The organism is Streptomyces rimosus subsp. rimosus (assembly GCF_000720725.1).
Lineage (GTDB): Bacteria > Actinomycetota > Actinomycetes > Streptomycetales > Streptomycetaceae > Streptomyces > Streptomyces rimosus_A.
In genome coordinates, this window is the sequence record NZ_JOCQ01000006.1 from 60,806 (window position 1) to 79,247 (window position 18,442).

Annotated in this window: 16 protein-coding genes; 6 read left to right on the plus strand and 10 right to left on the minus strand. The window is 72.7% G+C overall.

The genetic code is table 11. The features are described 5' to 3' along the window. Window positions 1-131: 131 nt before the first annotated feature. From IH45_RS0104685 to IH45_RS0104705, 5 genes are all read right to left on the minus strand, one after another. Window positions 132-983, minus strand: coding sequence for an SMP-30/gluconolactonase/LRE family protein (locus IH45_RS0104685; RefSeq protein ID WP_030661751.1), 852 nt, complete (start codon window positions 981-983; stop codon window positions 132-134). Between the two features lie 65 nt (window positions 984-1,048). After that, on the minus strand, window positions 1,049-2,083 hold the full coding sequence (locus tag IH45_RS0104690; protein WP_050514535.1) for a DUF1611 domain-containing protein: 1,035 nt from the start codon (window positions 2,081-2,083) through the stop codon (window positions 1,049-1,051). A gap of 255 nt (window positions 2,084-2,338) precedes the next feature. Continuing rightward, complete coding sequence (locus IH45_RS0104695; protein WP_050514536.1) at window positions 2,339-3,823, minus strand: aldehyde dehydrogenase family protein; 1,485 nt, start codon at window positions 3,821-3,823, stop codon at window positions 2,339-2,341. 1 nt (window position 3,824) lies between these two features. Continuing rightward, window positions 3,825-4,922, minus strand: coding sequence for an acyl-CoA synthetase family protein (locus tag IH45_RS0104700; protein ID WP_078897241.1), 1,098 nt, complete (start codon window positions 4,920-4,922; stop codon window positions 3,825-3,827). Between the two features lie 227 nt (window positions 4,923-5,149). Then, window positions 5,150-5,974: a class I SAM-dependent methyltransferase gene (locus IH45_RS0104705; RefSeq protein ID WP_030661768.1), complete on the minus strand. Its 825-nt coding sequence runs from the start codon at window positions 5,972-5,974 to the stop codon at window positions 5,150-5,152. Between the two features lie 248 nt (window positions 5,975-6,222). Between IH45_RS0104705 and IH45_RS0104710 the strand changes: the two genes are divergently transcribed. Then, the gene (locus IH45_RS0104710) at window positions 6,223-7,551 is read left to right on the plus strand and encodes a DegT/DnrJ/EryC1/StrS family aminotransferase (protein ID WP_050514537.1); all 1,329 of its coding nucleotides are present in this window, start codon (window positions 6,223-6,225) and stop codon (window positions 7,549-7,551) included. 6 nt (window positions 7,552-7,557) lie between these two features. Here the strand turns inward: IH45_RS0104710 and IH45_RS1000000146225 are convergent, their stop codons facing one another. Then, a complete protein-coding gene (locus IH45_RS1000000146225; RefSeq protein ID WP_234440421.1) occupies window positions 7,558-8,310 on the minus strand; it encodes a class I SAM-dependent methyltransferase in 753 nt (250 codons plus the stop codon). A 205-nt stretch (window positions 8,311-8,515) separates the two neighbouring features. Here IH45_RS1000000146225 and IH45_RS0104720 point away from each other — a divergent pair, with 205 nt between their 5' ends. Beyond that, the gene (locus IH45_RS0104720) at window positions 8,516-9,427 is read left to right on the plus strand and encodes a phosphotransferase family protein (RefSeq protein ID WP_032916798.1); all 912 of its coding nucleotides are present in this window, start codon (window positions 8,516-8,518) and stop codon (window positions 9,425-9,427) included. 79 nt (window positions 9,428-9,506) lie between these two features. On the opposite strand, the gene IH45_RS0104725 is transcribed toward IH45_RS0104720, so the two are convergent. Further along, window positions 9,507-10,007, minus strand: a complete 501-nt coding sequence (locus IH45_RS0104725; RefSeq protein ID WP_030661779.1) for a DUF6314 family protein — start codon at window positions 10,005-10,007, stop codon at window positions 9,507-9,509. 153 nt (window positions 10,008-10,160) lie between these two features. On the opposite strand from IH45_RS0104725, the gene IH45_RS0104730 reads away from it, so the two are divergent. Next, window positions 10,161-10,865 carry an HAD family hydrolase gene (locus IH45_RS0104730; RefSeq protein WP_030661782.1) on the plus strand — a complete coding sequence of 235 codons (705 nt, stop codon included), beginning with the start codon at window positions 10,161-10,163 and terminating at the stop codon, window positions 10,863-10,865. A 54-nt stretch (window positions 10,866-10,919) separates the two neighbouring features. Further along, window positions 10,920-11,306, plus strand: a complete 387-nt coding sequence (locus IH45_RS0104735; protein WP_234440422.1) for an NUDIX domain-containing protein — start codon at window positions 10,920-10,922, stop codon at window positions 11,304-11,306. An 82-nt stretch (window positions 11,307-11,388) separates the two neighbouring features. Here IH45_RS0104735 and IH45_RS0104740 read toward each other — a convergent pair whose 3' ends face one another. Together IH45_RS0104740 and IH45_RS0104745 are read right to left on the minus strand one after the other, a co-directional pair. After that, entirely contained in the window at window positions 11,389-13,014 is a 1,626-nt protein-coding gene (locus tag IH45_RS0104740; RefSeq protein ID WP_030661789.1) for an ABC-F family ATP-binding cassette domain-containing protein, read from the minus strand. A gap of 468 nt (window positions 13,015-13,482) precedes the next feature. After that, entirely contained in the window at window positions 13,483-14,862 is a 1,380-nt protein-coding gene (locus IH45_RS0104745) for a cytochrome P450 (RefSeq protein ID WP_030661792.1), read from the minus strand. Between the two features lie 103 nt (window positions 14,863-14,965). Between IH45_RS0104745 and IH45_RS0104750 the strand changes: the two genes are divergently transcribed. Next, window positions 14,966-15,376: a hypothetical protein gene (locus tag IH45_RS0104750; protein ID WP_030661795.1), complete on the plus strand. Its 411-nt coding sequence runs from the start codon at window positions 14,966-14,968 to the stop codon at window positions 15,374-15,376. Between the two features lie 361 nt (window positions 15,377-15,737). Here IH45_RS0104750 and IH45_RS0104755 read toward each other — a convergent pair whose 3' ends face one another. Beyond that, window positions 15,738-17,036 carry a TolB family protein gene (locus IH45_RS0104755; protein ID WP_030661798.1) on the minus strand — a complete coding sequence of 433 codons (1,299 nt, stop codon included), beginning with the start codon at window positions 17,034-17,036 and terminating at the stop codon, window positions 15,738-15,740. 435 nt (window positions 17,037-17,471) lie between these two features. Between IH45_RS0104755 and IH45_RS0104760 the strand changes: the two genes are divergently transcribed. Further along, the gene (locus IH45_RS0104760) at window positions 17,472-18,434 is read left to right on the plus strand and encodes a hypothetical protein (RefSeq protein ID WP_030661801.1); all 963 of its coding nucleotides are present in this window, start codon (window positions 17,472-17,474) and stop codon (window positions 18,432-18,434) included. The last annotated feature ends 8 nt before the right edge of the window (window positions 18,435-18,442 follow it).

Here is an 18,442-nt window from a genome sequence, read left to right on the forward strand (position 1 = left end):
GGGACGGGCCTGGCGATCGCCGTACGGCCAGTGACCGTACGGGTACGGGCCGGGCGATCACCGTACGGCCAGTGAGTACGGGTACGGGCCGGGCAGTCGCCGTCCCGGCCCGTGCGCCAGGCATCCGCCGCCTACCCGGCGAACGCCACCCCCGGCAGCCCCTGCCCCACCCCGGGCACCACGAACAGATTGCCCGCCTCCGGCTCGGCGTCGCCCAGGTCGCGGCGGGCCGAAGTCACGTAGAGGTCGGTCAGGTCCGGGCCGCCGAAAGCGCAGGCGGTGGTCAGCGAGGCGGGGAAGGTGATCTCGCGGTCCAGGCGGCCGTCCGGGGCGTAGCGGCGGACGGCTCCCCCGCGGAAGAGCGCCACCCACACACCGCCGTCGGTGTCGGCGCACATGCCGTCCGGCGCGCCGTCGGTGCCGGTGATCTCGGCGAACACCCGGCGGTTGGCGGCCTTCCCGGTGTCGAGGTCGTAGTCGAAGACGTCGATGCGGCGGGTCGGGGTGTCGACGTAGTACATGCGGGTCGCGTCCGGGCTCCAGGTGATGCCGTTGCTGAGCCGTACGCCGGTGGCCGCAGTGTGCGCCGTGCCGTCGGCGTCGACGCGCGCCAGCCAGCCGGGCGCGGTCTCGCCGGCGATGGTGCCCACCCACAGGCGGCCGCGGCCGTCGGTGCTCGCGTCGTTGCCGCGTACGCCCTGCTGCGACCACTCGGTCAGCCAGCGGCGGGTCCCGTCCGGGCCGGTGACCGCCACGCCGTCGCGCAGGCTCAGGACGAGGCCGCCGCCCGCCCGGGGCAGCGCCGCCGCCACCGGCTGGTCGACCTCGGTGACGGTATCGGCGCCGTCGGCGGGGCGGTAGCGGTGGATCCCGCCGTTGTTCATGTCCACCCACAACAGCGTGCCGTCGGAGGCGTCCCAGGTCGGGCATTCGGCAAAGTGCGCCCGTACAGCGAGGGCGACTTCAACATTCACGGTGCACATTCTCCTCGGGAACGGGGATCACGGGCCGGGCGCCGCTCCCGGACCCGGCCCGGGAGCGGTCCGGTTCATCCGGTCAGTACGGGTCCGAGTGCGTCCATCAGCACCGCCGTACCGTCCCCGTCGAGCACGTCGACGACCGGCAGGCCCAGGGAGCGCAGGCTCTCCACGTTCTCACGGCCGCGGGTGGCCACGGCGACGACCGGGGCGCCGCCCAGCTCCTCCACGATGCGGATCTCGCTGCGCGGGTCGTGCACGGGCAGGTGCTCCCAGTGGTAGCGCCGGGAGCGGCGCGGGTCGTGCACGAAGACCACGGCGTCGGGCTGTGAGCCCTGGAGGATCGCGGTGGCCAGGCCGCCGAAGGCCGGGTGCAGCACGGACGCCTGCCCCTTGATGATCAGCAGGTCGTGCCGGGGGTCGGCGCGCTGCACCAGGTGCTCGACGAGCCCGGCCGCCTGGAAGACGGGGGTACGGTCGATGATCGCGCCTTCCGTGCAGCCGGCCAGCAGGCAGGTCTGGCCGGTGCCGACGTATCCGGAGTCGATACCGCGCGCCTGTGCCTCCCGGTGCAATTGGAGGGCGACGGTCCGCTTTCCCACGACACAGTCGCTGCCCGCCACGTGCACGAGTTTGGCGCGGGATCGCCGGAGACGGCCGGAATACTTTGGCAACTCGTCGTACGGGCGGCGGACATCGATCAGCTGCTGGCCGTCCGCCGTCTTATCGGCGAATTCCGTGTGCCGCAGCTGGAGGTGGAGGCAGGAAATGACGTGCAGGCCGTTGCGTACGGCGGTGGCGATCTGCTCCCACCAGAATTCCGGGAGGTCTCCGGGCTGCCGCGGCGCGTGCTGCACCTCGCCGTCCACCACCTCGACGTGGTCGGACTCGGTCATCGCGATGACCAGCGCTTCCGGCCGGAACCGCAGGGCCTCCTCCAGCGAGGAGACGACCGGGACGTCGGTGCCGGGCACCACGGACGCGGTGCTGCCGGAGGTGTGCAGGCGGTCGACGACCGCCACGGCTTCGAGGACGGTGCTGTGCCGCAGCACCCCCTGTGCCGTCTTGCCTTCGAGAAGGCCGAAAACCCCGTCGGCGAAGAGCACGGAACGAAGCGGAAGCCGCGGAAACCCGGATAGGAGCATACCCGGAACCCTACCCACCGGAACTCTTTCGCGGAATGCCGAAGGGAGCCTGTACGAAAGCGGGTTGGTGTCCGGCAAACGGGGTCGGTCCGCTTTCCCGCGGAGTTCACGCGGAGTTCCCACGGCGGCGGTACGGGGGTACAGCGGTACGGGGATACAGCGGTACGGCACCGGTGCACCCGTTCCGTACCGCCGCCGCCTATTCGTAACGGCGCGTCACATCACCGGCCCACGGAGCGCCGTTTCCCCGGCGAAGGTCTTGGACTCCATCAGGAACTCGGCCAGTGCCCCGTCGTGCGGCAGTCCGGGGCGGGACCAGTGGGTGGGCACGGCGCCCCAGTGGGTGTTGCGGATCAGCGGGCTCGCGACGCACTCGCGTACCAGGTCCGCGTCCTCGCTCAGCACCGTGAGGGCCAGGGTCCGGCCGAACGCGGCGGGGCGCAGCTCCGGTTCCCAGGGCGCCACGGCCGCGTACGGAAAGGGCAGTTCGATGCCGAACCGCGGGTCCCGCGCGCTGTCGAGCGGGACGACGACCGGCCGCAGGGCGGCGCTGCCGTCGCCCAGGTCGGCGAGGAACCGTTCAGCGGGGTCAGCGTCCGATCCGGCCGCCAGGCGCGGGCCGACGGTCTCGTACAGCGGGCCGACGGACTCGTGCAGCTGCTCCGCGAGGCGCCGGGCCTCGTCCAACGGCCGTACGGGCAGGACCGCGTCGGTGTGGCCGGGCGGGAGCAGCGGGAGGCGGGCGAGCCGTTCGGCCAGGGCGTGTGCGAGGCCCGGCGCGTCGTCCTCGCACAGGACGGCGCTGGCGTTGAGGCACTGCACACCGGCGTCGGCGGCGACCGAGTCGGCGATGGTGTCCAGGTGGGACCGCCAGGGCACGTCCCGGGTGATCAGGACCTTGGAGCGGCCGGGGCCCTGCGCGAGCACCCGCCTGCTGTCGGCGTAGCGGGTGACGACGGAATCACCGCCGTAGACCAGGCCGAGGTCGGCCCCGTCCACGATGGCCTCCGCGTGTTCGTGGGTGGTCGGCAGCAGCGACGCGTACCCGGGCGCGAGGCCGGCCTCGCGCAAGGCCCGGACGAGCCGCCGCGGGGTGAACGGGTCGCGCTGGGAGGGGCGTACGGCCACCCGGTACCCGAGGGCGAGGGCGCCCAGCCACTCCACATGAGTGGCCGGGTGGTTGCCGGGCGCGAGGACGCCGAGGACATCTCCCTTGCGTACCCACACCACCGCCGCACCGGCGCTCGTCCGCCCCGCGGCGGGCGGTTCGCCGAAGGGCAGATCCCCGAGCGGTACGGCCCCCCTGGGGCGCTGCGCGGACAGGGTGTCCGCCGCGGCCCGTCCGGCTTGCGCCACCCGGCCGAGGGTGCGGCGGGCGACGGAGACGGGCAGCCCGGAGACCAGCGCCTGGCGGCGGCAGTACGTGTCGGGGGTCTCGCCGTCCAGGGTCGCCGTCGCGAACAGCTCCCCCGCCCGCGCGAGGGCCGCGAGGCGTTCGTCCGCCGCCTGTTCGGGCGCGGCGCGCATCTCGTTGATCACCTGGCGGATCAGCAGGGGCGGCGCGAGGGAGAGTTCACCGACCGGGCGGCCGGTGACGTCGGTGAGGGTGGTGCGGTTGGCGGAGCGGTACGGTCCCGCGGGCCGCTCGACGTCGATGTCGCAGCCGGTGCCGTCCGGGGCGGCCGCCGCGTCGTCCGTCATCTCAGTACACCCCCTCGATGATCTTCGCGCCGCCGTCGTCGACGGGCCGCACGTCGGCCACCCCGTCGCCCGCGTAGCCCGCCACCGGCGCGACCCGCACCGCGACGTCCCGTTCGAGGACGTACGGCAGCAGCACCTCCGGGCTCAGCTGGCGCATGCACACCCGCCCGCGCTCGCCGTACGCCACCTCGCGCGACAGGTCGTCCGGATCCAGCAGGGACAGGTGCACGTACGGGTGGAAGGGCTGGAAGACGCATGGATGGGGGTCGCCGGGGACGGCGGGCCGCTGCGGCGCCCCGCCCATCATCGTGTTGCCGTACAGGCCGCCGAGGACCGCACCGGGAAAGACCTCGGCGGACAGCAGCCGGAGCGTCTCGGGGTCCATCGAGGTGCCGCCCCACAGGATCCCGCGCACCTGGTCGCGGACGAGACCGGCCAGGCGCGGGCGTTCGGCGATCGCCTCCAGGAGGGGCGGCGTCGCGTACAGCAGGGAGACGCGCTGCGAGGCGAGCACCCGCTCGGCCTGGTCGAGGAGGTGGTCGACGTAGTGCCGGGCGAGGTCGGTGTGGCCGTCCCGAAGGCACCGGCGCACCCAGCGCGGGTCGAAGTCGACCGGGAAGAAGACCGCGCCGCGCAGCCGGGCGAGTTCGCGCACCGCCTCGGCGACGACGTGCGGTCCGGTGGGGCCGAGGAAGAGCAGATTGCCGTCGTGCGAGGGAAAGCCGTGCTGGTCGAGGACCTCGGACCACCAGCGGGTGTTGCGGGCCCACTGGCCGAGGTCGACGGTGCGCTTGGGCGGGCCGGTGGTGCCGCCGCTCTCCCAGACGGCGGGCGGTCGGCCGAGGCCGCGCAGGCCCGCCGGCAGCAGGTCCTCGACCGGTACCTCCCGCCACTCGGAGCTGACGTCGGGGAAGCGGTCCAGGTCGGCGACGGTGGTGATGTCCTTGCGCGGGTCGAAGGGCAGCGAGGCGGCGCGCTCCACCCAGAACCGGGAGCCGGTGGCGGGGTCGAAGTGCCACTCCATGGCCGCCGCCACGACGGCGTCGGCGGAGGGCAGTTCGTGCCAGGGCGTGCCGAGTACGGCATCCACGTCGCGCATGCTGGGTCGCCTTTCTGCTGGTGTGTGGGCCCGATCCACCGGATCATGGGATGTTTGTCGGTGCAATGCGGGCCGGGACATTCCGGCTTGAAGCGCGCGAGGGCTGGCCGGAACCGTATCCCCGCTGCTGAACGCGCGGAGCGCGGTCCGGCACCCGTCGTACCCGGGCATTCCGCTTCGGCCCGCACCCGCCCCACGTACGGCACGGAGCCGTGCGCCCCGGCCCCTCAGGCTTTGACTGCCCGCAGCGCGAACAGCAGCGGAATGCGCGGCTGCTCCGGCGGCAGCCGCCACCAGCCGTTCTCCGCCTGCTCCATCGCCTCGAAGCGCTTCCAGGGCAGCAGGTCCGTCTCGCGCAGCAGATCCACCGTCAGCCCCGCGCCGACCAGCGCGCCGACCGTCTCCCCGAGGCCGTGCCGCCACTCGTAGCTGGTCGTCGCGCCCTCGACGGGCGGTCCGTCGGTGTACGTGTACGGCGTGTCGCTGCGGATGGCGCCCCGGCCCGCCAGGTAGTCGTGGGCGAGCACCAGGTGCTCATCGCCCGGCGCGCGGTCCGGGTCGGGCGCAGGCCCCAGGGAGTTGAGCAGCGGGTGGAACTCCACCACGTACAGCATGCCGCCCGGCCGCAGCAGCCCGGCGATCACCTCGGCCCAGCGGGAGAGGTCGGGCAGGTAGCAGAGCGCGCCCTTCCCCGTGTACACCACGTCGAAGCGACGGCCGCCCAGGGCTTCGGCCGCCCCGTGCACATCGGCCTGGACGAATTCGATCTCCCGCCCGCTGTCCGCCGCCAGCCGTCGCGCCTGCTCCAGGGCCGCGCCGGAGAAGTCCAGCCCGACGGTGCGCGCCGCACCCCGCTCGGCGAACGCCTGGGTCTCGGTGCCCAGATGGCACTGGAGGTGCAGGACGTCCCGGCCCGCCAAGGGCCCGAGGTCGTCCCACTCGAACGGGGCGAACCAGTCGTCGGCGGTACGCGAGCCGTCCAGGCCGTAGAAGGCACTGGCCACGTGCACCGGGGTACGGGCGTCCCAGTTCGCCTGATTGGCGCGGAGCATGGCGTCGGTCGCCGGGGCGTCATGCGTCGAGGACTCATGCGTCGGGGACACATGCGTCGAGGGTTCATACGTCGGAGACTCATGCGTCGAGGCGCCGGTCACCGGGGCGCCGGCCCCCGGAAGAGCGCTGTCCTGAGTAGTCACAGCGGCCTCCCTACCCGGCCGCGCGCGAACAGATGCCCAATACGGGCCGCTGTGGGTCAGGTACGGGGCGTCGCCGTGCGTCTGTCCCGGTGAGGAGGTGTGCGGTGTATCCACCGAGGAACTTCGACATCGGATGGCCGGATCTCGCGTACGCGCTGGCGGCCTGCGGGCGCGAGGGCGACGCGGACCGGTGGGCGGCGACCGTGGAACGGCGGTTCGCGGAAGGGGGCGTACGGGTTGAGGGGGGCGTACAGGCGGAGCGGGACGTACGGGCGGAGGGGGACGTACGGGCGGAGGGGGGCGCCGTCCGGCCGGCAGACGAAGACCGGCCGGCAGACGAAGGCGGCCCTGCCCCCTGCCTGTCGGCTTTATCCGTCCGCAGCGCGCTGGACCTGGCCCTGACCGCCGCCTCGCTGCCACGCGGCAGCGAGGTGCTGATGTCCGCCGTCACGATCCCCGACATGTGGCGCATCGTCACCGAACACGGCCTGGTGCCGGTGCCGGTGGACCTCGACGCCGGCACACTGCTGCCCACCACCGGGCAATGGGCGGCAGCCGCCACCGGGCGCACGCGCGCCGTAGTCGTCGCCCATCTCTTCGGCACCCAGACCCCGCTGGACCCACTGGCGGAGCTGGCCGCCCAACACGGCTGGCTGCTGATCGAGGACTGTGCCCAGGCATACAGCGGCCCCGGCTTCCGGGGCAGCCCGAAGGCCGACATGTCGCTGTTCAGCTTCGGTCCGCTCAAGACCGCCACGGCGCTGGGCGGCGCGGTGGCCGTCGTACGCAATCCGGGGTTGCTTGCGGCCATGCGCGCGCTGCACCAGGAGTGGCCGGTGCAGACACAGGACGCGCAGGCGCGCCGGGTCGCCAAGTACGCCTCTCTCGCACTGCTCACCACGCGGCCGGTCTACACCGGCCTGGTGACCGCCGTCGGCCTGCTGGGACACGACCACGCGAGCGGCCTCCAGAACACGGTCGGCGCCTTCGCCGGTACGGATCTCATGCCGGCGATCCGGCACCGCCCGAGCCCCGCGCTGCTGGACCTCCTGGACCGGCGGCTTCGCGCGCCGGACATCGCGCGGGCGGTGGCCGAGCGGGCGGAGGTGGCACGACGGCTGGTGGCACGCCTGCCCGCCCCGTCCCTGGTCTACGGCGCGGCCGCACCCGTACACACGTACTGGCTGTGCGCCGTCCCCACCCCCGACCCCGACGCGACCACCACCCGGCTGCGCGCCGCGGGCTTCGACGCCGCACGCCCGACCTCCCTCGGCGCCGTACCGGCACCCCCCGACCGCCCACAGGGCGCACGAACCGCGGCGCACCTCGTCCGGCACGCCGTCTGCCTCCCCCTGCGCCCCGGCATGACCGACCGGACCCTGGACCGAATGGCAGCCGTCCTGGACCCGGAGGACTGGGGCACGGCCCGATGAGATACCTCAGCCCAGCCCTTCATCGATCTCTCCGGGCTTCCGCGCCCAGAACAACGCGTGCCCGCCATCCCCCTCCGGCACGAACTCCTCCCCTTCCACGGACAGCCCGGCCGCAGTGATCCACTCCCGGTAGGTCTCCTTACCGGGATGGCTCCACCACATCGGAGCCCCGCCCCCGAGCCAGTCCTCCTCGATCCCGGTCCAGGCCCCGTCCCCGGCGACCACCAGCAGGGTGCCACCGGGCCGCAGCCACCCGGCGATCCGCGACAGCAGCACCGGCTGCTCGGCGAGCGGCAGATGGATCAGCATGTACAAGCAGACAACGGCGTCGAACGAGGCGGAAGGAAAGTCGGCGTCAACAGCATCAGCCCGGCGAAAACGGGCCCGCGGCACAAGCCCCCGGGCCCGCCGCACCTGCACCTCACTCACATCCACCCCGACCACGGCGTGCCCGGCCCCACTCAGGTCCCGCGCGACGGGCACACCACACCCACATCCGAGGTCGAGCACATCGGCTCCGCCCGGCAGCCGCTCCAGCAGGGCGGCGATCCAGGGCGTGTACGTGTCGTCCTCGGCGTCGTCGGCTCGGTAGGCGTGGGAGACGATGTCGTAACCGCGGCGGACGAGGGCTTTGGGGTTGGGGAATTCCGGGGCGGCGGATTGAGAGCCGGCGGATTGAGAGCCGGCGGATTGAGGGTTGGCGGATTCGGGGTTGGCGGATTCAGGGTTGGCGGATCGGGGGTTGGCTGGAGGCGTCACGGTGCGGACGGTAGGGGCGCTGGTGAGCGTGGGCGAACGGTTTTCCGGTGTTGGGCGGCGCCCCTCGTCGCGCAGGCCCTCGGCAGAACAGCGTCGGTCTCGTCTCCGGTAAAACGCTTTGCGGGTGTCGGTGTGCGGGTGCTGAGGTGGCACGGTGATCCATGATGACGGGACAGCGACTGTCCGACCGTTGACACTGGCTTGGGTGGGCCGCCATCTGGAGGACGGCGAGCGGGTCGTCGGAATCGAGGCGCTGCACGGCGGCATCACTGCCGAAATGCGGAGGCTGACCGTTGGCACGCGGGGCGGAGGCGCCCGTCACCTGGTGCTGCGGACCTTCGTCGACCCGTACTACGTCGAGCAGGCCGAGGACTCGCTGAGCAGGGAGGCCGGTGCCCTGAGCCTGCTCGCGGGGACCGATGTGGCGGCCCCCGGACTGGTCGCGGTCGATCCGACCGCCGCGTATTGCGAGTATCCGTCGCTCCTCATGACGCATCTGGCGGGCCGGACGGTGCTCGGCGACGAGGGTGTGGAGGCGCGCATTCCCCTGCTGGCCCGGCAACTCGTGGCCATTCACGCGTTGCGGCCCGCCGAATCCGAACGGCCCCGGAAGTTTGTGACGTTGACGACCGCCGACACCGTCGTCACTCCGAAGGGTGCCGACACGGCGGCATGGGCCGCGGCAATCGACGTGATCCGCGAGCCCGCGCCGCCCTATGAGGGGCGGTATCTGCACCGGGACTTCCAGCCCGGGAACGTGCTGTTCGACGCCTCAGGGCCGGCCGGGGTCCGGATCGCGGGGGTCGTCGACTGGGCAGGGACCTCCTGGGGGCCGACGGATCTCGATGTGGCGCACTGCTCCACCAATCTCGCGCTGCTGCACGGCCCGGCGTGGGGACTGCGGTTCTTCGAAGCGTACGAGGAGGCCGGCGGGGTGCTGGCCGCGACCGCGAAGGACCGGTTGTACTGGCAGGTGCGGGACGGACTGGCGAGCTCGGAAGAAGTGCGGGAGGTGGCGCAGGTGTGGCGGGAGGCAGGGAGGACCGAGCTGACGACGCGAGTCGTGGAGGAGCGGCTGGACGCCTATGTCACCGCTCTGCTGGACGGGCGGGGCTGAGCCGTAGCGGCGATCTCGGCCGTAGCGGCGATCTCGCTCGCCGTGGCAGCTCCCCTCGGCTCGTGTCCGGGCCCGGCTCTCAGGCCGACGGACGATCCGTCCTCCGGTACACCGAGCGCAGCAGTTGCTCCTTCGCCGGACCGCCCACCCGCCACGTCAGATGCCACTCCCCCTCCGAGACGACCGTGAACTCGCCTTCGTAGAGGTCGGCGGCGCAGGGGTGGCGGGTGGTCCAGTGGCCGGTGCGGAGGTCGAGGTCGTGGAAGGGGCGGCCGTCGGCGAAGGTGATGGCGGCGGTGCCGTCGGGGCGGGGGTGCAGGCGGAGGGTGCGGGTGGCGGGGGTGGTGGTGCCGTTCCAGGTCAGGTGGCCCTCTTCGATGTGGCGGAGGGGGACGGGCGCGGTACCGGCTCCGGGGTTTTCCGGGTGGTAGTGCGCTGTGCCGTGGAAGGTGCCCTGCGTGCCCGTACGGACGTCGGCAACGGTGCGGTCGATGGTCCACCAGCCGGCCAGGTACGCGGCGGCGTCCGGGGCCGGGTACCGGCCGCCGGGTGCGGGCGTGCCGTCGTGCTCTGTCGACATGGCGCCATTGTCCCCGGTGGCGGCCGCGGTACCGCGGGCGGGCCGCCGGACAATTGCCGTGCGTCCGCGTCCGCCGGGTCAGTAGGGTGCCGCGAGGTAGAGAGCCGGCCCGGGCCGGACGACGGTGCGTACGAGGAGAACGGTGTGAGCGCAGTGGGCGGCGGGGTGCGCCGGGCGCGGCAGGTGCTGGTCTTCGATGCCGACGACACGTTGTGGGAGAACAACGTGATCTTCGAGCGGGTCATCGAGGAGTTCCTGACCTGGCTGAACCATCCGGAGCTGGGCCGGGACGGCGTACGGGCCCTGCTGGACGAGATCGAGGCGGCCAACGCCGCGGTGCACGGCTACGGCAGCAAGGTGTTCCTGCGCAGCCTCGGCGAGTGTGTCCGGCGGGTCCGGCGGCGGGAGGCCGACGCCGGGGAGCTGGCCCGGATCGCGGGCTGGGCGCGGGCCTTCGAGGCGGACGAGGTGGAGCTGATCCCGGGGGTCGCCGAGACGCTGGCGGAGCTGGCCGGGCGGCACCGGCTGCTGATGCTGACCAAGGGGGACGCGGCGGAGCAGCGGCGGAAGGTGGAGGTGTCGCGGCTGGCGCACCACTTCCGCGACGTCCGCATCGTGCCGGAGAAGAACGTGGGGACGTACGAAGAGCTGGTGCGGACGTACGCGCTCACGCCGTCGGTCACCTGGATGATCGGCAACTCCCCGAAGTCGGACATCCTGCCGGCCCGGGAAGCGGGCCTGAACGCGGTGTTCATCCCGAACGACAACACGTGGGTGCTGGAACACGGCGTACTCGACCCGGCCGATGAGAAGGTGCTGCATCTGGAGAAATTCGCCGAGTTGCTGCGGCACTTCTGAGAGGCGGGAGGGCGGGCGATGGCTGAGGCCGGCGGGATGCTCCGGGTTTCGTGTGTGTTCGTGTGTCACGACGGCGGCGGCAGGGTGCTGCTCGCGCGGCGTGGCGCGGGGGCCCGGGACGAGCCGGGGACGTGGGACTGCGGTGCCGGAGCGCTGGAGTTCGGCGAGAGCTTCGAGGCTGCGGTGACGCGTGAGGTGTACGAGGAGTACCGCGCGACGCCGCTGGAGATCGCCCAGCTCGGGGTGCGCAACGTACTGCGCGGCGAGCCGGTGGAATCGCACTGGGTCGCCGTGGTCTTCGCGGTCCGGGTGCGCCCGGACGAGGTGCGGATCGGCGAGCCGCACAAGTTCGACGAGCTGGGCTGGTTCGCGCCCGGCGCACTGCCGTCGCCGCTGCACTCGCAGTGCACCGAGACGTTGGCGCTGTTCCCGAAGCAGTGAGGGGACCACACGGGTCAAGGTCTCGTACGGGTGAGGGGCGGCGCACGGCGGAGGTCGTGCGCCGTGCGCCGCCCGGGTGGCGTTACATCGGCTCGGTGTCGGTCAGTTCGCCGTCCAGCGCGAGCCAGCGGGTGATACCGATCTCCCGGAGGAACGCCGGATCGTGGCTGACCACGATCAGTGCGCCCCGGTAGGAGTCCAGCGCCGTGACGAGTCGGCGCACCGACGCCATGTCGAGGTTGTTCGTCGGCTCGTCCAGCATGAGGAGCTGGGGCGCGGGCTCGGCCAGCATCAGGGCCGCGAGGGCGGCCCGGAAGCGCTCGCCCCCGGAGAGCGTGCCCGCCTGCTGGTCGGCACGGGCGCCCTTGAAAAGGAACCGCGCCAGTCGGGCCCGTATCAGATTGTTGGTGGCTTCCGGGGCGAACCGCGCGACATTCTCGACGACGGTCAGCCCGTCGTCCAGGACGTCCAGCCGCTGCGGCAGGTAGCGGTGCGGCACGTAGATCCCCGCCGTGCCCTCCTCGGGCGGGATCTCGCCCGCGAGCGTCCGCAGCAGCGTGGTCTTGCCGGAGCCGTTGCGCCCGGTCAGGGCGACCCGCTCCGGGCCGCGCAGTTCGAGGTTCGCGTACGCGCCGTAGCGTGTCCGCAAGCCTCGTACGGTCAGCACCTCGCGGCCCGGCGGCACCTCGGTGCGCGGCAGGTCGACGCGGATCTCGTCGTCGTCCCGCACCGCCTCGGCGGCCTCGCCCAGCCGCTCCCTGGCCTCCTTCAGCTTCTCGGTGTGCATCGTGCGGTGCTTGCCGGCCGATACCTGGGCCGCGGCCTTGCGGCTGTTCATGACGATCTTCGGCTCGCGCTTCTGCGCGTACATCTTGTTGCCGTAGCGGACCCGGCGCGCCAGCTTCATGTGCGCGTCGGCCAGTTCGCGCTTCTGCCGCGCCACGTCGGCCTCGGCGACCCGCAGCATGCGCTCGGCCGCTTCCTGCTCGACGGCGAGCGCCTGCTCGTACGCGGTGAAGTTGCCGCCGTACCAGTGGACCTCGCCGCCGCGCAGGTCGGCGATACGGTCCACCCGGTCGAGCAGTTCGCGGTCGTGGCTGACCACGACCAGGGCGCCGGACCAGCCCTCCACCGCGGTGTAGAGCCGGTGGCGGGCGGCCAGGTCCAGGTTGTTGGTCGGCTCGTCCAGCAGGAGCACCTCCGGGCGGCGCAGCAGCAGCGCGGCCAGCCGCAGCAGGACGGACTCGCCGCCGGAGACCTCGCCGACGGTGCGGTCGAGGTCGATGGCATGCAGGCCGAGTTGGTCGAGGGCGGCGCGAGCGCGCTCCTCGACGTCCCAGTCGTCGCCGACCGCCGTGAAGTTGGCCTCGCCGGCATCGCCGTTCTCGATGGCGTGCAGGGCGGCGCGGGTCCCGGCGATGCCGAGGGCCGCGTCCACCCGCGTCCTGGTGTCCAGGGCGGCGTTCTGCGGCAGGTAGCCGATCTCGCCGGTCACCTTCACTGCCCCTTCGGTGGGGCGCAGCTCCCCGGCGAAGAGCTTCAACAGGGTTGACTTCCCCGCGCCGTTGAGGCCGATGAGGCCGGTGCGCCCGGGGCCGACGGCCAGGTCGAAGTCCTCCAGTACGGGGGTGCCGTCGGGCCAGGCGAAGCCGAGGCCGGTGCAGACGATGGCGGCAGAGGTGGCGGGAGAGGTGGAAGAGGTGGTCATACGGGTCTCCTCGGTGCGCGCGGAGGTACGGGGGACGGCGCGGGAGACACCACGAAGGTCCACGAGAGAGCCGGGCCGGCGTCACGAGAACGCTGACGTCACGAGAACGCCGACGTTACGAGAACGCTGACGTCACGAGAACGGTGAAGCCGGGCGGAGGGCGGGCCGTACATTGCGGATCGCCGAGGTCGTGGACAGGGCCGCGCAGCGGGTGCCGGTCGTGCTCTTCGCACGCTCTCGCACCTCGCGCCGCGGGCGCGGTGTCTCATGACCTCAGACGAGCAACGGCCTTCTCCTGTCGACGGCAATGGGGCCGAGAAGAACGTTACGGGGCGCACCACGAAAACGCAAACGCTATTTCCGTAGCATTTGCGGGAGGGGGCGGCACGGCGAAGGGGCGGAGGGGTGGCGGAGAGGCGGCAGAGGGCCGGAGGGGCGTCACCCGCCCCTCCGACCCCGGCCCCGGCCTCAGCCCGCCTCCCGCGACCGCGCCCGCACCCGCCCCGGCCCGGCCGCCTGCAAGGTGATCCCCGCGGTGAGCGGCACCTCCCGGTCGACCGCCGTCAGCTCGTACGAGCGCAGCAGAACCGCCGCCGCCAGTACCGACTCCAGCATCGAGAAGTGCTGCCCGATGCACGCCCGCGGCCCGCCGCCGAACGGGAACCACGCGTAGCGGTGGCGCGCCGCCTCGCGCTCCGGGGTGAACCGCCGCGGGTCGAAGCGCTCCGGGTCCTCCCACAGGCCGGGGTGCCGGTGGGTCACCCACGGCGAGACGATCACGTCGGCGCCGTCCGGTATCCGGTGGCCGTCGATCTCGGTGGCCGCGACACCACGACGGCTCACCACGGGCGCCGCCGGGTACAGCCGCATGGCCTCCTTGAGGGCCATAGTCAGCCGCGGCAGCCGCTCCAGGTCGGCGGCTTCCGGCTCCCGGTCCCCCAGTACGGCGTCGATCTCCTCCCGTACCAGCGCCTGTTCCTCCGGGTGCCGGGCGAGCAGGTGGAGGGTGAAGGCGAGCGAGGTCGCGGTCGTCTCGTGTCCGGCGAGCAGGAAGACCAGGACCTGGTCGCGGACCTCGGTGGCGTCCAGGCCGCCGTCCGCCGCGTTGCCCGCATGGCTGAGCAGGGACAGCAGGTCGGCGCCGGCGCCCGGTTCGCCGGCGGCCCGACGCCCGGCCACGATCCGGTCGCAGACCGCGTGCAGTTCGGCCGTCGCGGCGGCGGCCCGGCGGTTGGCGGGGGTGGGCCAGTGGCGCGGCGGGTTGCGGGGCGAGAAGCCGCGCCGTACGACGTACGAGTTGATCACCGGGAAGCAGCGGTGCACGGTGGCGACCGCGGCCTCCACGTCCGTGCCGAACAGGATGCGGGAGACCGTGCGCAGCGCGAGCCGGTTCATCTCGCCCACCAGGTCGACCGTGCCGCCGGGCGCGGTCCGCCAGCGCTCGGCAACGGCCTGCGCCTCGGCTGCCACGGCCGACGCGTAGCCGTCCACCCGGCGCTTGGTGAACAGCGGCTGCACGATGCGCCGTTGGCGCAGGTAGTCGGCGTCCTGGCTGGTCAGCAGGCCGTTGCCGAAGGACTGCCGGACCTCTTCGTAGAACGGGTGGTCCTTGCGGAAGTTGGCGGCCTCGGAGGCGAGGATCTGCTGGCTGCCCTCGGGCGAGAACACCCCGTAGAAGACGCTGCGCAGGCCTGGTGGGCCGGCCGAGAAGCGCACCAGGTCGCCGTGGTCGCGGCGGGCGCGCGCGAATGTGTCGAGCGTGCTGCGCCGCAGGTCGAACATCGAGCCCAGGAACGGTACTCCCCGGGGGCCCGGTATCGCCGGGCCGGAGCGTGTGGTGAGGGTCATGAGGGCGATACCTACCCCGGCCTACCCCGAGCCGCACGGACCGAATGATCAACACCTGCCCCGCGCAGCACGGACCGAATGATCAGCACCTGCCCCGCGTAGCATGGGCCGAATGATCAACAAGCGTGCCGGCCGCCAGCCCGCCGAAGCCCCCTGCCGCGTCACCGTCTGCCGCGGCTGCTGCTGCGGCGACCCGCGCAAGGTCCCGGGTGTGGACCACGCGGCGCAGATCCCGCGGCTGCGGGCCGCGCTGGCGGGCGCCGCGGAGGTCCGCGCCTCGGAGTGCCTGGACGTCTGTGACCAGGCCAACGTCGTGGTGGTCCAGCCGTCCCGCGCGGGCCGGGCAGCGGGCGGGCGCCCGGTGTGGCTGGGGCTGGTCAACGACGACGCGGCGCTGGACGACGTGGCCGCCTGGATACGCGCCGGCGGCCCCGGCCTCGCGGAGCCGCCCGGCGTGCTGGACCTGTACGAGTTCACCGTGTCGCGGCGGGTGCGGGAGGGGCTGGAGGGGTGAGAGTGGGTACCGGGCTCGGGCGGGGCGGGCTCGGCGCGGGCTCGGCGCGAACTCGGCTCGGGGGCTTCGTCCGCACCTCCTCCGGGTAAGCCCCCGCCGGGGGGACGATCACGTTCGATTCGTCTCCCAAGGCGCGCGATTAGCCCTCGGGACGTACGGCCGACCTCCGCCCGGAGAGGCTTCGCCCACGCCACCCCCGGGTAAGCCCCCGCCGGGGGAACGACCACGTTCGATTCGTCTCCCAAGGCGCGCGATTAGCCCCTCCGGCCCGCAGCCTCCACCGCCGCTTCCGCTTCCGCCTCCGCCGCCACTTCCGCCGCCACTTCCGCCTCCGCCTCCGCCTCCGCCTCCGGGCCGAGGCTCAGTTCAGGTGGCGTACGAAGAGATGAGCCACCGCAGCGGGCCCCCCGGGGGTGGCCTGGTCCGGTGAGCTGCCGAAGAGCACGGTGTCCCCGGCGCGGTCGACGCCCAGCAGGCGGGCGTGGTCGGTGCGCTGTGTGCCGTCGGCGCCGATGCTGACGCGGTCGACGGCGCCGGTCACCAGGTTCCGGACGAAGACGTCGTCGACGCCGTTGGTGTCGCCCGGCACCAGATCGGTGGCCCGTGAGGCGAAGTACACCTTCCGGTTGTCGGCGCTCATGTACGCGCCGGTCGCCGAGCTGCCGTCGGCCTGCGTGCCGTCGGCCCGCAGGCTCAGCAGCCGTACGTTGTCGGTGACCAGGTCTGTGCCGAAGACGTCCGCCTTCTCGTTGGTGTCGTTCTCCACGACGCGCGGCGAGGTGCAGGAGAACAGGGCGTGACGGCCGTCGGGGCTGAGGCTGATCCGGTCGGCCCGCAGGTCCTCTCCCCCCAGGCCCCAGGCGGCGAGCCGGATTCGGCGGCTGCCGATGTCGTACACGTAGAACTGGCGGTCCGGGGAAGGGCGCCGGAGCCCGGGCCTCCCTTCCGTACCGGACGGGCCCGTGGGGACGCCGTTGGACTTGAAGCCGACCCTGCGTCCGTCCGCGCTGATCACCGGTGAGGTGTAGCGGCCCCATGCCAGCGGGCCGCCGATGCGCACCGTGGTCCCCTCCCGGCGGTCCCGCACGTAGAGGTAGTCGGTGCTGTCGCCGCCCGGCACCAGGTCCTTGCGGTTGGAGGAGAAGACGACATGGCGGCCGTCGTCGCTGATCTGCCCGTTGGTGCTGCGCGCGGCCGGGGAGTCGTCGGCACTGGGCACGAGAAGCTCGGTGCGGCCGGTCGCGCGGTCGCGGACGTACACATCGGACCGGTGGCCCGTACGTACGGTGCCGGTCAGGTCGGTGGCGGCGGACGAGAAGACGACGTGGCGCCCGTCCGCGCTGATGCTGTCCGCGTAGGAGTCGTCGTCGGCCACCGCGCCGTCCGGGGTGGCGCTGATCAGCTCGACCCGGCCCGTGCGGAGGTCCTTGAGGAAGACCTTCACCCGGTCCCCCGCGGCCCCGGGGACGAGGTTGGTCGCCCGGGAGGTGAAGACCACGTACCGCCCGTCCCCACTGATCCGCCCGTTGTCCACGGCCGCGTCGGCCGGGGTGCCGTCCTGCGCCACGCTCACCTGCTCGGTGCGCGGCTGCCGGGCGTCCGCCGCTGCCGTGGTCGGCGGCAGGGCGGTCGCGAAGCCGGCCGATAACGCCGCCGCCACGGCGGCACTTCTGAGTCGATCGAGTCGTCGACCGGGGTGACGCATGGTGGATCCCCCTCGCACGGTACGGAATCACGGTACGGAATACGGGCATATGCGCATCGAGTACGCGAAGGCAGCCAACAGCCCCGTCAGCCTCTGGTCAACGAAAAGCGAGGGCGACTCCGCTACGGATACGGCCGTTGCCGGAGTGCCCGCCTGGACGCGACGGGACGCGATGGGTGTAAGCGCCCGCGCCAAGTCTCCACACCAAGGCCCCACTTCGAGGTCCCGCACCAAGGTCCCACCCCTGGATGCTCCCGCCCCCGTTGCGCATCATCCCATCAGCCGATGTGCGCTCCCCCTGGCTGATGACCTGGATGCGCCCAGCGGTCGACGCCCGTGGAGGCCAGGGCGCATGAGACTCGAACTTCACCGCGTAACACGGGGGTTGGAGTGGACAGATGGGACCGGGCCGGCCGGATTGCGGCGTACGGGGCGGCGCTCGCGCTGACGCCGTACTTGCTGATCAAGGTGTCGTGGGTGGCCGGTTCGCTCCTGGGGCTGCTGCCGGTCGGCAGCGGGTTCGGCAAGGCGGAGTGGGTGGTGCTCAACAGCGCGACGATCGGTATGGCGGGGGTCGGGATCGCGGTGGCACTCGCGCTGGTGCGGTCGTGGGGGATGCGCATTCCGGGTGCGCCGTTGGTCTTCTGCGCCTGGGTCGGTACGGGGTTCCTCGTCCCGGTCCTGCCGTATGCCGTTCTCGGTTCGCTGCTGGTCTCGGCGGACGGCGACCGCAAGAGCGGGAGTGACGCGGGCCCGTCGATGCCCGGCTGGGAGGCCGCGCTGATCCAGATAGGGTTCGTGGGCATGGGGCTGGGTCTGGCCGTCGCGCTGCCCGCGTACTTGCGGAGGCGCTGGCCGGAGGCGTTCGCGGGTCGGCTCGGGGACGGTGCAGGGGGTTTACCGAGCAGACGCGACTCACCGACGGCACCGCCGTGGACGGCCGTGGTCGGCGCCACCGTCGGTCTCGTCTGGCTGTACTGGGCGGTGGGCGGCACCGCCGGTGTCGCCCACCGCGGCGAGCGGGATCTCGCCTGGCACCTGCTGTCCGGGGTCTTCGGATGCTGGGCGCTCGTGGCCTCCGCCGCTTCCTGGGCTGTCGTCCGCGGCAGGCCCGCACAGGTCCCTCGATGGGTGCCGATGGTGCTCGGCTGGCTCGGCTCGGGCTCGCTGTTCGCATGGAGCGGCTGGAAGCTTCCCTTCACCTTGTACCTGGCGATCGCGCAACCGGCCGGTGCCACCCTGCCGGAAAGACTCGTACTCGCGGCAGTCCTGCACGTGGCAGCGGTGGGGACGGGCGCCGCGATGCTGGGCGCGCTCGTCCGTACGCGGTTGTCGTCGCCCAGCTCGCGATGAAAGCTCGC

What these genes read in the sequence shown, in the direction of transcription:
- IH45_RS0104700 (WP_078897241.1), bottom strand. Translation starts at nt 4,922, where the DNA reads ATGCGCGACGTGGATGCCGTACTCGGCACGCCCTGGCACGAACTGCCC.
- IH45_RS0104745 (WP_030661792.1), bottom strand. Translation starts at nt 14,862, where the DNA reads ATGACCCTCACCACACGCTCCGGCCCGGCGATACCGGGCCCCCGGGGA.
- IH45_RS0104685 (WP_030661751.1), bottom strand. Translation starts at nt 983, where the DNA reads ATGTGCACCGTGAATGTTGAAGTCGCCCTCGCTGTACGGGCGCACTTT.
- IH45_RS0104705 (WP_030661768.1), bottom strand. Translation starts at nt 5,974, where the DNA reads ATGCTCCGCGCCAATCAGGCGAACTGGGACGCCCGTACCCCGGTGCAC.
- IH45_RS0104695 (WP_050514536.1), bottom strand. Translation starts at nt 3,823, where the DNA reads ATGACGGACGACGCGGCGGCCGCCCCGGACGGCACCGGCTGCGACATC.
- IH45_RS0104725 (WP_030661779.1), bottom strand. Translation starts at nt 10,007, where the DNA reads ATGTCGACAGAGCACGACGGCACGCCCGCACCCGGCGGCCGGTACCCG.
- IH45_RS0104750 (WP_030661795.1), top strand. Translation starts at nt 14,966, where the DNA reads ATGGGCCGAATGATCAACAAGCGTGCCGGCCGCCAGCCCGCCGAAGCC.
- IH45_RS0104740 (WP_030661789.1), bottom strand. Translation starts at nt 13,014, where the DNA reads ATGACCACCTCTTCCACCTCTCCCGCCACCTCTGCCGCCATCGTCTGC.